The 13,837-nt window shown below is 65.2% G+C and carries 11 protein-coding genes; 4 read left to right on the top strand and 7 right to left on the bottom strand.

The window, feature by feature from the left end; translation table 11 throughout:
- The first annotated feature begins 22 nt into the window (after window positions 1-22).
- The gene (locus PEP31012_RS03505) at window positions 23-1,078 is read left to right on the top strand and encodes a porin (protein ID WP_150587915.1); all 1,056 of its coding nucleotides are present in this window, start codon (window positions 23-25) and stop codon (window positions 1,076-1,078) included.
- A gap of 94 nt (window positions 1,079-1,172) precedes the next feature.
- On the opposite strand, the gene purH is transcribed toward PEP31012_RS03505, so the two are convergent.
- The 7 genes from purH to PEP31012_RS03470 all read right to left on the bottom strand — a co-directional run bounded on the left by purH (window position 1,173) and on the right by PEP31012_RS03470 (window position 8,826).
- Entirely contained in the window at window positions 1,173-2,738 is a 1,566-nt protein-coding gene (gene purH / locus PEP31012_RS03500) for a bifunctional phosphoribosylaminoimidazolecarboxamide formyltransferase/IMP cyclohydrolase (RefSeq protein ID WP_150587914.1), read from the bottom strand.
- Window positions 2,739-2,881: 143 nt separating this feature from the next.
- Window positions 2,882-3,115 (bottom strand): Fis family transcriptional regulator, encoded by a 234-nt coding sequence (locus PEP31012_RS03495; protein ID WP_010803993.1) that lies wholly within the window; start codon window positions 3,113-3,115, stop codon window positions 2,882-2,884.
- Window positions 3,112-4,140: a tRNA dihydrouridine synthase DusB gene (gene dusB, locus PEP31012_RS03490; protein ID WP_425494911.1), complete on the bottom strand. Its 1,029-nt coding sequence runs from the start codon at window positions 4,138-4,140 to the stop codon at window positions 3,112-3,114. The genes PEP31012_RS03495 and dusB overlap by 4 nt, the downstream gene beginning before the upstream one ends.
- A 108-nt stretch (window positions 4,141-4,248) precedes the next feature.
- Window positions 4,249-5,607, bottom strand: coding sequence for a UbiH/UbiF/VisC/COQ6 family ubiquinone biosynthesis hydroxylase (locus PEP31012_RS03485; RefSeq protein ID WP_246171118.1), 1,359 nt, complete (start codon window positions 5,605-5,607; stop codon window positions 4,249-4,251).
- Complete coding sequence (locus tag PEP31012_RS03480; protein ID WP_150587912.1) at window positions 5,607-6,938, bottom strand: aminopeptidase P N-terminal domain-containing protein; 1,332 nt, start codon at window positions 6,936-6,938, stop codon at window positions 5,607-5,609. Before PEP31012_RS03480 ends, PEP31012_RS03485 begins: the two co-directional genes overlap by 1 nt.
- 42 nt (window positions 6,939-6,980) lie before the next feature.
- Entirely contained in the window at window positions 6,981-7,721 is a 741-nt protein-coding gene (murU, locus tag PEP31012_RS03475) for an N-acetylmuramate alpha-1-phosphate uridylyltransferase MurU (RefSeq protein ID WP_150588074.1), read from the bottom strand.
- Between the two features lie 19 nt (window positions 7,722-7,740).
- Complete coding sequence (locus PEP31012_RS03470) at window positions 7,741-8,826, bottom strand: aminoglycoside phosphotransferase family protein (protein WP_150587911.1); 1,086 nt, start codon at window positions 8,824-8,826, stop codon at window positions 7,741-7,743.
- A gap of 163 nt (window positions 8,827-8,989) precedes the next feature.
- Here PEP31012_RS03470 and PEP31012_RS03465 point away from each other — a divergent pair, with 163 nt between their 5' ends.
- From PEP31012_RS03465 to pdxA, 3 genes are read left to right on the top strand one after another with little or no spacing between them, the layout of a single operon-like run.
- Window positions 8,990-11,350, top strand: a complete 2,361-nt coding sequence (locus tag PEP31012_RS03465; RefSeq protein WP_174978090.1) for an LPS-assembly protein LptD — start codon at window positions 8,990-8,992, stop codon at window positions 11,348-11,350.
- Complete coding sequence (locus PEP31012_RS03460) at window positions 11,343-12,710, top strand: peptidylprolyl isomerase (protein WP_150587909.1); 1,368 nt, start codon at window positions 11,343-11,345, stop codon at window positions 12,708-12,710. The genes PEP31012_RS03465 and PEP31012_RS03460 overlap by 8 nt, the downstream gene beginning before the upstream one ends.
- Window positions 12,711-12,755: 45 nt before the next feature.
- Window positions 12,756-13,835 carry a 4-hydroxythreonine-4-phosphate dehydrogenase PdxA gene (pdxA, locus tag PEP31012_RS03455; RefSeq protein WP_150587908.1) on the top strand — a complete coding sequence of 360 codons (1,080 nt, stop codon included), beginning with the start codon at window positions 12,756-12,758 and terminating at the stop codon, window positions 13,833-13,835.
- Window positions 13,836-13,837 lie beyond the last annotated feature (2 nt).

The following is a 13,837-nucleotide window of genomic DNA, read 5'->3' as shown; positions in this document are numbered from 1 at the left end:
GATATAAAAAACAGGGGATGTCATGAAACACAAGGTCTGGTTGGCAATGGCGTTGACGCTTGGGGCGGGCTGCGCCAAAGCGGATGGGCTGCAAATCTACGGCATGCTGGACAACAGTCTGGAATACCTCAGCAACGCAGGCACCGGCGCGAACGGCAGCAAGCAGTCGCTCTTTCGTGTGAATAACGGGTCTCAGGTGGCCAACCGGTTCGGCTTCAAAGGATCGGAAGATCTTGGCGGCGGCCTCAAGGCGATCATGCAGCTCGAGGCGGGCTTCAATCTCGATTCGGGACAGCTTCAGCAGGGGGGGCGGATGTTCGGTCGTCAGGCCTACGTCGGCTTGCAGAACCCGTGGGGCGCACTGACGATGGGGCGCCAGAAGAACCTGATCTACGATGCGTTCCTCGAACTCGATCCGCTCTCGTACTACAGTTATTCGCTGCCGGGGCTCGACGCCCAGTTCGTCGGCAAGGCCGACAACTCGATCAAGTACGCCGGCAACTTCAACGGCCTCAAGGTCGCTGGCCTGTTCTCGACGGGCTACGACGCCACCATCGCCAACGGCGCGCAGGTGCCGGGGCAGTGGCGCGTGGGCAAGGAGTACAGCGTGTCGGTCGGGTACGGTAACGGTCCGCTCAATGTCTCGCTCGTGTACGACCAGCAACGCGGCACGTCCGTCGCGACGCAAGGCAATACCACGCAGCGCGTGGCGGCGGGGGCAAGCTACGCCATCGGCAATTTCAAGCCGTTCGTCGGATACCGGTGGTATCTGAGCGATGTGCCCGGCGCCGCAGGCCGTAATGAACTCTACTTCGCCGGCTTGCAGTACCGGCCGGTGACCGAGGTGATCCTCTCGGGAGCGATCTACTACAACAACATCACCTCGGCCAATCAGCACCCGTACCTGCTGGCCGCCAACGCCGCGTACCTATTGTCGAAGCGCACGCAACTGTTCGCGGAAGTCGGCTTCTCGCGCAATCAGAACGGCTCCAATCTGGGGGTGACCGGCTACGGCACGAGCATTGTGCCGGGCAGCAATCAAGTCGGTGTGGCCGTGGGTCTCGCGCACTACTTCTGAGACTGGCGCAAAGAAAAAGGACACCCGGAAACGATCCTGGGTGTCCTGTCCTGTCGCCTGTCGATGACCCGGCGAGGGTCATCGTGGCGAGGGCTTAGTGACGGAAGTGACGAGTGCCCGTCATCAGCATGGCAACGTTGCGTTCGTCGGCCGCGGCGATGACTTCATCGTCGCGCATTGAGCCGCCCGGGTGAATCACGCAGGTCGCGCCCGCGTCGACCACCACGTCGAGCCCGTCACGGAACGGGAAGAAGGCGTCCGAGGCCACGGCGGAGCCGCTCAGCGACAGGCCGGCGTTCTGGGCCTTGATGCTGGCGATGCGCGCCGAGTCGACACGGCTCATCTGACCGGCGCCCACGCCCAGCGTCATGCCGCCGGCGCAGAACACGATGGCGTTCGACTTGACGTACTTGGCCACGCGCCAGGCGAAGAGCAGGTCTTCCATTTCCTTCGGCGTCGGATGACGCTTCGTCACCACGCGCAGTTCATGCGGGGCCACGTTCTTCGCATCCGGCGACTGCACCAGCAGGCCACCGCCCACGCGCTTGAAATCGTACTGGTTCACACCGTTGCCGAGCGGCACTTCGAGCACGCGCACGTTCTGCTTGGCGGCGAAGACTTGCTTGGCAGCCTCGGTGAACGACGGCGCGAGCAACACTTCCACGAACTGCTTGGCGACCGCTTGTGCGGCCGCTTCGTCGACTTCGCGGTTGAACGCGATGATGCCGCCGAAGGCCGAGGTCGGATCGGTCTGGAATGCCTTGGCGTAGGCGTCGGCCGGCGAGGCAGCCACGGCCACGCCGCACGGATTGGCGTGCTTGATGATGACGCAGGCGGGTGCGTCGAACGTCTTCACGCATTCCCACGCCGCATCGGCGTCGGCAATGTTGTTGTACGACAGTTCCTTGCCCTGGAGCTGGCGATAGTTCGCCAGCGAGCCTTCCGGCGTCACGATGTCGCGGTAGAACGCCGCGCTCTGATGCGGGTTCTCGCCGTAGCGCATGTCCTGCACCTTCGTGTACGCGAGGTTCAGCGTGGCCGGGTAGGCGGAGCGCTCGGTGTGACGCAGCGACTCGCCAAGGCTCGTGAGGTAGTTCGTGATCGCGCCGTCGTACTGGGCGGTATGGGCGAACACCTTCGTGGCCAGACGGAAGTTCGTGGCGTAGCCGACCGTGTTGCCGTTCGCCTTCATTTCGTCGAGCACCACGGCGTAGTCGGCCGGATCGACGATCACGGTGACGTCGCGATGGTTCTTCGCGGCCGAGCGCAGCATCGTCGGGCCGCCGATGTCGATGTTCTCGATGGCGTCTTCGAGCGAGCAGTCGTCGCGCGCGATGGTCTGCACGAACGGGTACAGATTCACCACGAGCAGGTCGATTGTCGGGATGTCGTGCTGCGCGAGGGCAGCCATGTGCTCGGGCAGATCGCGACGGGCCAGAATGCCGCCGTGAACCTTCGGATGCAGCGTCTTCACGCGCCCGTCGAGCATTTCCGGGAAGCCGGTGTAGTCGGCCACTTCGGTCACCTTCAGGCCGGCGTCAGCCAGCAACTTGGCGGTGCCGCCAGTGGAGAGGATCGACACGCCCTGCGCAGCGAGCGACTTGGCGAAGTCGACGATGCCGGTCTTGTCGGAGACGGAAATGAGAGCTTGCTTAATCATGACGGACGGTAGTGAAGCGGCAAAAACGGGCGACGTGGGCAAATGGGGCGTGCACCTTGCGACGTCGTCGACGCAGGCGCGCCCCGCGATGGGGCTGACGGGCGGCGCATGAATCTCGATGGCCTCCCGCTCGCGCGCAACGGCTAGAGCAGGCCGTGCTGCTGCAACTTCTTGCGCAGCGTGTTGCGGTTGATCCCCAGGTATTCAGCAGCGAGCGACTGGTTGCCGTCGGCCTTGCCGAGCACGAACTCGAGCAGCGGCTTCTCGACGACCGAGACGACCATATCGTAGACATCGTGTGGCCGTGCGCCATCCAGATCGCGGAAATACGAATCCAGACTGTCGCGCACGCATTGTTCTATGTTTGTTTTGCTCATGCGGCTAATAGCTCCCTCGGCGATTCTTGTTCATAGCAGAGGCGGTCCGAGTGCGCCTTCTGCTGTTCGAAAAACTCGTTGACTGCAGCCAACTGTTCCTGCGTGGTGTCGAGCGTATTCATCCGCTGGCGGAACGTGGCTGCCCCCGGCAGGCCACGCGAATACCACGCGATATGTTTGCGCGCGGTCCGCACACCGGTGTATTCCCCGTAAAACTCGTAATGATCCTCGAGGTGTTCGTTCATGATTTGCTGGATCTCGTCGACGCGCGGCGGCAAGGCAATCTCGCCCGTCGTGAGAAACAGCTCGATATCGCGGAACAGCCATGGACGCCCCTGGGCCGCACGGCCGATCATGATGGCGTCGGCTCCCGTAACTGCCAGCACGTGGCTGGCTTTTTGCGCCGAGTCGATATCGCCGTTGGCGACCACCGGAATGCGCGCTGCGGCCTTGACGGCAGCGATGGTCTCGTACTCCGCATCGCCGTGATAGAGGTCGGCACGCGTGCGGCCGTGCACCGTGAGCATGCTGATGCCGCAGTCTTCGGCGATGCGGGCGACCGTGAGGGCGTTCTTGTGTTCGCGATCCCAGCCCGTGCGAATCTTCAGCGTGACCGGCACCGCATCGCCCACGGCGCCAACGACGGCGGACACGATGCGGGCGACGAGCGGTTCGTTTTGCAGCAGGGCCGATCCGGCGGCGACGTTGCACACCTTCTTGGCCGGGCACCCCATGTTGATGTCGATGATCTGCGCACCGCGTTCCACGTTGTAACGGGCGGCCTCGGCCATCATGGCCGGGTCGGCGCCCGCGATCTGCACGGCGATCGGCGCGACTTCGCCCGCGTGATTGGCACGCCGCATCGTCTTCTCGCTCTTCCAGAGCTGGGCGTTCGAGGCCACCATCTCCGAGACGGCATAGCCCGCGCCGAGTCGCTTGCACAACTGGCGGAACGGCCGATCCGTCACGCCCGCCATGGGGGCGACGAACAGGTTATTGCGGAGTTCGTGGGGGCCGATATGCACGATGAAGGGAAAAGGCGGGAAAAAGTTTGTATTTTACTGCGAAAACCCATTCCCGTCGCCTAAAAAATGAGCAGGCGGGCCGGCCGGACCGCCCGGGAAGCCGGACACTCAGCCGCGCTGGCCGAACATCATCTGGCGGGCGAAAGCGGTTTTGAGCGGCGGAACGAGGTCGAGGCTGGCGAGGGCCACGCTGCGCAGCAAGGCGACGGGGGCGGCGTCGATGCCGAAGACGCGGGGCAGCAGGTCGGTGATGCGGATCGTGAGGCCGCGGTCGGCGCGACGCCGGCGGGCGAAGGCGGCGAGGGCTGCCGGGCCAGGTACGCCGCGACTGTCGCGAACGAGTGCATCGGCCAGGTCGAAGGCGTCGCGCAGGCCGAGGTTCAAACCTTGTCCCGCGACCGGGTGGAGCGTTTGCGCGGCGTTGCCGATGGCGGCGACCCGGCCGTCGACCACCTGGCCGAGGGCGTTCAGGCCCAGCGGGAAGCCCGCGCGGCCGGCAATCGAGGTGAACCGGCCCATGCGGTCGCCAAAGGCGGTGTGCAGCTCACTCAGGAACGATGCATCGTCCAGCTCGCGACGACGGTTGGCCTCGGCGTGGGAGCAGCACCACACCAGCGCGTAGCCGTTTTCCTGCGGCAGCAACGCCAGCGGGCCGTCCGGCGTGAAACGCTCCCATGCCCAGCCGATGCGCGGGAGCTCGCAAGTGACGAATCCGACGAGCGCGGTCTGACCGTAGTCTCGCGCGTGAGGACGGGCCGTCTGACGCTCGAACAGGCCGCCTTCCGCGTTCACGGCAAGCGCGGCGTGCAGCGTTTGCACGTGATCGTCGACGGTCGTGCCGAGGGTAATCGTGACGCCTTGGGCGTCCTGACGCAGGGCGATCGCGCGATAGGGGCGGAAGTGATGCAGTCCCGGTCGATCCAGTGCATCCGCCGCCTCCCGCGCCTCCCGCGCCTCCCGCCCATCTGGCGCAGCGGACGTTGACGGCGCGTGCGCGACGCGGGTGGGGACGCCCAACATGGCGGCGTCCAGCGCGCGCATCAAGGCGCCGTAGCGCACCACGTAACCCAGCGCCGGTACCCCGTGATCGAGATAATCGATTTCGGTGCTGCCGAAGCGCCGCGCCTGCGAAACGTGAATATGTTGAATCGGTGTGCTGGCGAGCCCCGCGCCGTGGTGCGGCCAGGCGCCTGCGCGTGCGAGGATCTCGCGGCTGCCATGCGAGAGCGCCAGCGTGCGCGGGTCGTCATAGCCGGCCTGCGCACCGCGCGCGTCCACCAGCGCGATTCGCAACTGCGGCGCACGTTGCGCGAGCAGCAGCGCGAGCGCCGTGCCGACCGGACCGGCGCCGACGATCGCCACGTCGAAACGGCGGGCGCGGTCGTCATGCGCCGTGTGCGCGGCCTGTTCGGTAGGTTCGGTATGCGCTGTCGACATGGCGGCAGGGGAAGCCTGTGCGTCAGTCATCAGCCACGCATCAGCGCTTCGATCTCGTCGGCATCGACCGGCACGTCGCGCGTGAGCAGCATGCAGCCGTCGGCGGTCACGACCGCATCGTCTTCGATGCGAATGCCGATGTTCCAGTAACGCTCGTCGATATCGGGCGCGGGCCGCACGTAGATACCGGGCTCGACCGTCATCACCATGTTCGCGGCCAGTGTGCGCCACGGGCGTTCGCCGTTCGGACCGTCCTCGCGGTATTCGCCGCAATCGTGGACGTCCATGCCGATCCAGTGCCCCGTGCGGTGCATGTAGAAGCGGCTGAACGACTTGTTGGCGATCACGTCGTCGAGGCTGCCCACCGCATCGCGCTTGAGCAGGCCCGTGTCGAGCATGCCCTGGGCAAGCACGCGCACGGCGGCGTCGTGGGGGGCGTCGAAGCGTGCGCCGGCGCGCGTCACGTCGATGGCGGCCTGTTGCGAGGCGAGCACGATGTCGTACAGCTCGCGCTGTGCGGCAGTGAACTTCCCGTTGACCGGAAACGTGCGCGTGATGTCCGACGCGTAGCCATCGAGTTCGCACGCGGCGTCGATCAGGCAAAGGTCGCCGTCGCGCAGCTTGGCGTCGCCCGCGCGATAGTGGAGCACTGTGGCGTTGGCGCCGGTGGCGACAATCGAGCCGTAAGCGGGGAATTGCGAACCGTTGCGGCGGAATTCGTACAGCAGCTCGGCTTCGAGGTGATATTCGCGCAGCCCCGGGCGCGACGCTTTCATCGCACGCACATGGGCTTCGGCCGAAATCTTGCCTGCGCGCGCCATGATATCGAGTTCGATGGGGTCTTTGACCAGCCGCATCTCGTCGAGGATTGCGCGGATATCGCGAGCGACAGACGGTGCCGACACGCCCGTGCGACCTTGCGCGCGCACCGCGCTCAGCCAGTGGCGGACCTGACGATCCTGCTGCGCCGAAGCCCCTAGCGCATAGAACAGCGCCGGAGCGTCGGCCAGCAGTTGCGGCACACGCGTGTCGATTTCGTCGATGGGGTAGGCCGCGTCAAAGCCGAAGGTCTCGCGCGCGGCTTCCGGGCCGTAGCGATAGCCGTCCCAGATCTCGCGCTCTTCGTGCTTCGCGCGGCAGAACAGGATCGCGTGGCCCGTGCGGCTGTCGAGCACCACGACCGCGTCAGGCTCCGTGAAGCCGGACAGGTAATAGAAATAGCTGTCGTGACGATAGGGGTAGTCGCTGTCGCGGTTGCGCGGCACTTCCGGCGCGGTCGGCAGGATGGCGACACCGCCGCCGGCCTTGCGCATCTGTTCGATGACGCGCTCGCGGCGGGCACGGTACGGGGAATCAGTCATCGCGGGCTCCATTTCGGTCGGTTCGGTCGAGGTCAAACGTGTTCAGGCGATTCTACTGCCGGGGGCGAGGTCGTGCCGCGCCTGCACGTCGGCATTCAGGGCGGCGAGCTGTGCCGGTGTGCCAACATTTTCCCAAATGCCGTCGAAGCGCTCACCGCTCACCCGTGCTGCGGCAATCGCGCGTTGGTAGAGCGGCGTGAGCGCCATACGAGTGCCCGACGCGATGTCGGCAAAGAGCCGCAGGTCGTACAGCGCAATGCTGCCGAACGTGAGCGCCTCGGCTGCAGGCGGGGCCGCCTCGGGAAGATAGAGCCGGCCGGCGGGGTCGAGCGCGAAGTCGCCGCGCGGATGAAACGGCGGGTTGGGCACCATCACCAGATGCATGCCGGGCGCGGGCTGCGCGGCCATGCGTGCGGCGTGAGGGCGCAACGCGGCATAGTCGAACGACGTGAAGATATCGCCCGCAATCGCCAGGAAGACATCGCCGCCGCCTTCGAGCAATGGGCGGGCGCGGGCGATCCCGCCTGCGGTCTCGAGCGCTTCGCCTTCGGCCGAGTAGGCAAGCCGCACGCCGAACGCGCTGCCGTCACCGAGCGTGGCTTCGATCTGCTCGCCCAGCCAGGCGTGATTGATGACGATGTCCGTGAACCCCGCACGCGCCAGCGCCTCGATCTGCCAGACGATGATCGGCTTGCCGCCGACACCGAGCAGCGGCTTGGGCGTGACGTCGGTGAGCGGGCGCATGCGCTCGCCGCGCCCCGCGGCGAAGATCATCGCCTTCATTGCGCTCATGCGGTGTGCCTCAGAACGTGTAGCCGACATCCGTGCGCTGGCCGGTCAGTGCGTCGAGCAACTGGGCGAGCGGGCGGAGCGGCGTATAGCGGTCGGCGACCTTGCGCGCATAGTCGAGGAAGCGCGGCGTGTCGGCCAGGTAGCGCGGCTTGCCGTCCCGATAGTGGATGCGCGCGAAAATGCCGAGCACTTTGAGGTGACGTTGCAGCCCCATCCACTCCGCCTGACGGTAGAACTCGCCGAAATCGGCGTCCACGGGCAGGCCGGCCTTGCGGGCACGTTCCCAGTAATACGCCAGCCAGTCGAGCTGACGCGCCTCGTCCCAACTGAGGAAGGCGTCGCGCATCAGCGAGATCACGTCGTACGTGAGCGGGCCGTAGACGGCATCCTGGAAGTCGAGGATGCCGGGTCCCACGGTACCCGGCAGACCCGGCATCAGGTTGCGCGGCATGTAATCGCGGTGCACGAACACCTTGGGTTGCGCGAGCGCGTTGTCGATGAGCAACTGATTGATCCGGTCGAGCGTCGCGCGTTGCTCCGCGCTCAGCGTCACCTTCAGGTGCTTGCCGACGTACCAGTCCGGGAACAGATCGAGTTCGCGCTGAAGCAGTGCCGTGTCGTAGGCGGGCAACACGTCCGGGCGGGACGCCTTCTGCCAGACGATCAGGGCATCGAGCGCCGCGCGCATGAGCGGGCGGGCATTGTCTTCGGTGAGGACGTCGAGATACGTTTCGCGCCCGAGGTCCGTGAGCAGCAGGAAGCCTTGCGCGAGATCCTCGGCGAGCACCTTCGGGGCCTGCAGGCCCGCGTCGGCAAGCAATTGCGAGACGTGCACGAACGGACGGCAATCCTCCTGGGGCGGCGGCGCATCCATCACGATCAGGCTCGGATGCGCGGGATTGCGGCTGCCGATGCGGAAGTAGCGCCGGAAGCTGGCGTCCGCGGAGGCCGGCGCCCACTGCGTCATGTCCAGCGCGAACGGTTCGGCAATGCTGGCGAGCCAGTGGCCGAGGGCTTGCAGACGAGAATCGGAGGCGTTGGAGAGCGAGTGGGAAGCGTCGGAAACACTCGCGGAGGCGGTGGGGTGTGCGGTCATGATGGGGGTCGTAAACGTCTTGCCATATAATACCCGATCATGTTTTCCAGACGCCCTGTTTCTCGACCTCGATCGACCGTCCCGAATGTCCCGGCAATGCCGTGCAGACACGCGGGATTGGCTGCCTGCAAGCGGCGCCTCGATTGTCACGCTGTTTGCGTACATGCCGGATAAACAAGTCCATACGAATGATGTTTCTTCGCTGCGGCGCCTGATGCGCGCGCGGCGCAAGCCGCTGGCACTGCTGCTCTCCCTGCCGGGAGTGTGGTGTTCGCTCGCCGGCGCGCAGGAAGCTCCCCCTCCCGATATTGCCAAGAGCGACGGTCTGGTGTTGCGCACGGTGCCGGCGCTCGTCGACAACCCGCTGGGTGCCGGTGAAGACGTGCCGATGTATGTGCGCGGCATGCACCTCACCGGCCGGACCAACGTGGATGCGACGGTCGATGGCGACGCCGAGGCCCGCAAGTACCGCTCGTTCGTGAAGGGCGATCGCCTGACGTACGACCAGGATTCGGACGAAGTCGTGGCGCGTGGCAATGCCCGTCTGTCGCAGGGCGGCAATCTGTTCCTCGGCCCCGAGGCGCATATGTACACCGGCGCGGGCGATGGCTACATGCTCACGCCAACCTACAAGCTCGTGACGGGCGGCGGCGGGAAGTCGGAGCGTGCGGATGTCGAGGCAAGCAACCTGGTGACGTTGCAGCACGGCACCTACTCTGCCTGCGCGTGCACGGACGACGGCAAGACGCCGGCCTGGTACATCAAGGCGTCCGAGTTCGAATTCGATCAGGAGCAGCAGGAAGGCACGGCATATAACGGCATCCTGTTCTTCCAGGGCGTGCCGATTCTCGCCAGTCCGTATCTGTCGTTCCCGACGTCGAACGAGCGCCGCTCGGGGTTCCTGGCGCCGACCTTCACGCAGTCGAGCCGCACCGGTTTCGAGCTGGCGACGCCGTATTACTTCAACATCGCGCCGAACCGTGACCTGACGATCACGCCCCGCTTCATGACCAAGCGCGGTGTGATGCTCAACGGCGACTTCCGTTACCTGGAGCCAACCTACGCCGGGTTGTTCCACATAGAATACCTGCCGAAGGATCGAATCACGGGTGATGCTCGCTACACGTTCACCTGGCAGCACAGCCAGGCGCTCGGCTATGGTGTGAACGGCTACGTCAACTTCACGAAGGTCTCGGATGACACCTATCCGGACGATTTCGGTGCGGGCACCAATTTCCAGACCGGTGTGCAGCGCGTGTACAACCGCGAAGCCGGGTTGACGTGGGCGTACGGCAATTGGTCGTTCCTCGCCCGGGTATTGAAGTATCAGACGCTCGCGCCAACGGCGCCGCAGTATGAATCGGTGCCGGAGCTGTCGGCCACGTACAACAAGCTGGACTTCCACGGCTTCGATTTCACGATGCCGATCCGGTACAACCGGTTCCAGATTGCGTCGTCGACGGGGCAGCCGAACGGCGAGCGTCTGTATGCCCAGCCGACGTTGAGCTACCCGATCCTGACGCCGGGCTACTTTGTCGTGCCGAAGGTTATCTTCAACGCGGCCGCGTACAACATCGATTATCCGAACAGCTCGACGATGCAGTCGTCGATCACGCGTACGGTGCCGACGCTCAGCCTCGACACCGGGCTGACGTTCGAGCGCCCGCTGAACCTGTTCGGCTCGGCGATGCGCCAGACGCTGGAGCCGCGCCTGTTCTACGTCTACACGCCGTACCGAAATCAGAGTTCCATTCCGATTTTCGACAGCGCGGTGTCCGACTTCAACCTGGCGGAAATCTTCAGCGAGAACTCGTTCATCGGCGTCGACCGGATTCAGGATGCCAATCGCGTGACGGCGGCGCTGACCTCGCGCCTGATTGACGCGGAATCGGGGATCGAGCGCGGTCGCATCTGGTATGCGCAGCGTTACAACTTCACCCGATCGCTCGTGACGATGCCGGGCGGCACGCCTGAGGACACCGGCATCTCCGACTTTCTGGTCGGTGGTTCGGCATTGCTTTACCGAAACATCACGTTCAGTACCGCCGTGCAATACAGCCCGAGCACGTCGGAGTTCAACCGCTCGGATGTCGGCGTGACATGGCGCCCGGGGGAACGGCGCGTGTTCAACGTCTATTACCGCTACCTCCGAAACCCGGTGCCGGTCGTGGGACAAACCGCATTGACCGTCACGCCGATCAACCAGGTCGAACTTTCCGGTCAGTGGCCGATCACACCGCGGTTGGGGGTGGTGGGACGCCTGAACTACAGCATTACCGACAAGACCTTCATCGATGCCCTGGCGGGTTTCGAGTATGATGCCGACTGCTGGGCCTTCCGGGTGGGGCTCCAGCGCTACGCGACCAATGCCACTACGACAACTTCGCGTATCTTCGCGCAGTTGGAGCTGAAAGGCTTGACCAAGTCCGGCAACAGCGCCACAGAAGCCTTCAAGGTTGGGGTGCCGGGGTATCAGGCGCCGCCGACGAACCAGATTCCTTCTCGATTCAGCAACTATGAATGACATGTTTGTGAAGCGTGCCTCGCTGCTGGCGAGCCTGTGTCTCGCTGCCGGGGTGGCGATGGCCCAGCCGGCGCCGGTCGGTAGCCGTGTCGTGGGTGCGCCGGCCTCGTCCGCCCGCCCGGTCGATTCCATCGTGGCCGTGGTCAACGACAGCGTGATTACCCGCAAGGAGCTCGACACGCGTATCGAGGAGGCCAAGCACCAGCTCACGCTCGCCAAGCGCCCGATTCCGGACGCCGATTTGCTGCAGCGGCAGGTGCTCGAGCAAATGATCGTCACGCAGGTGCAACTCCAGCGGGCGAAGGAAGACGGCATCGTCGTGAAGGATGCCGACGTTGAGCAGGCCCTTCAGCGTATTGCCGCCGACAATCACCTGAGCGTCGATCAGTACAAGGCGCGTCTGTCGCAGGCCGGGGTGCCCTGGGATGCGTTCCGCAAGGAAGTGCGCGAACAGATCCTGATGGCGCGTTTGCGCGATCGTGAAGTCGACAGCCAGGTGCAGGTCAGCGACTCGGAAATCAACACCTTCCTCGCCGCTCAGCGCGGTGCCACGGCGGCGCCGTCGGAGACCGAATACCGTCTGAGCGAAATCCTGGTGAAGCTGCCCGAAGGCGCCACGCCCGATCAGGTGAGCGCAGCGCAGAAGAAGGCCGGCGAAGCGCTGGACAAGGCGAAAGCCGGCGCAGACTTCGCAGCACTCGCGAAGCAGTATTCGGACGCCTCCGACGCCGCCAACGGTGGCGACATGGGCTTTCGCATTCCCGAGCGCATTCCCGATCTTTATCTGACGCAGATCCAGAAGCTGCAGCCGGGGACGGTGGTGCCGCAGGTGCTTCGCAGCAACAACGGATTCCACGTCATCAAGCTCGTCGAGACCCGCAAGCAAGGGGGCGAGCAGGGCATGACCGTGCCGCAGATCCACGCGCGCCACATCCTGATCCGGGTGGGCGACGGCGTGTCCGAAGCGCAGGCACGTCAAAAGCTGCTCGACATCAAGGCAAAGATTGAAGCGGGCAAGGGCGATTTCGCCGACTACGCGCGACAGTTCTCGGTGGACGGCTCGGCATCGCAGGGCGGCGATCTCGGCTGGATCTCGCCGGGCGAGACGGTGCCGGCGTTCGAGCGCGCGATGTCCGAACTCAAGGACGGTCAGATCAGCGACCCGGTGCGCTCGGAATATGGCTATCACCTGATTCAGGTGCTGGGTCATCGCGAGACGCAGGTCTCGGGCGATCAGGAGCGCAATGTCGCGATGCAGGAACTGCGGGGTCGCAAGGCCGAGCAGCAGTACCGCGACTGGTTGCAGCAACTGCGCGACAGCGCTTATGTCGACTATCGTCTCAACAACGCGCAGCAGTAAGCGCGACGTGAGACATTTCGCTCCCCCTCTCTTCTGCGCTCAGGCATGACTTCCGACCGGTCCTTCGTCCTCGCCATCACCACGGGTGAACCGGCGGGCGTCGGGCCAGAGTTGACGGTGCAGGCGCTCGTGAAGTGCCTGACCCCGTCGGGAGGTGCCACCGACGTCGGCGTCGATGCCTGCCTTGCCCATTGCCAGTTTGCCGTGCTCGGCGATACCTCGCTGCTTGCAACGCGTGCGCAGGCCGTAGGGCTGGGCGATGCCTGGCAGGCGCTGCTGGCCGGCGGCCGTGTGCGTGTCGTGCACCATCCGCTCGCCGTCCCGGCGCGGCCGGGCCGTCTCGATGCGGCCAACGGCCATTACGTGTTGGCGCTGCTCGACGACGCCATCGACGGCGCGCTGGCCGGCGCCTATGACGCCGTCGTCACGGCGCCGCTGCAAAAGAGCACGATCAACGATTGCGGCGTGGCCTTCACAGGCCACACCGAATATCTCGCCGAGCGCACCGGCACGCCACGTGTCGTGATGATGCTCGCCGGCGGCGGACTGCGCGTGGCGCTGGCGACGACGCATCTGCCGCTCGCGCAGGTCCCCGGCGCGATTCGTCGCGATGATCTGCTGCAAACCCTCGTCATCCTCAACCAGGATCTGATGCGTCATTTCGGTGTGACGCGTCCGCGCATTCTCGTGACCGGACTCAACCCGCATGCGGGCGAGTCGGGCTACCTCGGGCGCGAAGAAATCGACGTCATCACACCGGCACTGGATGACGCGCGCGCCGCCGGCATCGATGCCCGTGGCCCGTATCCCGCCGATACGCTGTTCCAGCCGCGCCATCTCGAAGGGGCCGATGCGGTCCTCGCGATGTATCACGACCAAGGGCTGCCGGTGCTTAAGTACGCGAGCTTCGGCGCCGGCGTGAACATCACACTTGGCCTGCCGATCATTCGCACGTCGGTCGATCACGGCACGGCACTCGACCTCGCGGGCACCGGCCAAGCCGAGAGCGGCAGCCTGCTCGAAGCCTTGCGCACGGCCGCCACGATGGCGACCAACGCCGCGACACACGCATCATTGACCGCAGGCGCGAGCGGCGATCCGCACGCCGCACAACCGCGTTCATAAGG

It is taken from the genome of Pandoraea eparura (assembly GCF_902459725.1).
Classification (GTDB): Bacteria; Pseudomonadota; Gammaproteobacteria; order Burkholderiales; family Burkholderiaceae; genus Pandoraea; species Pandoraea eparura.
Note: the sequence above shows the minus strand (reverse complement) of the source record. Positions and strands in the feature narration are given on the sequence as shown.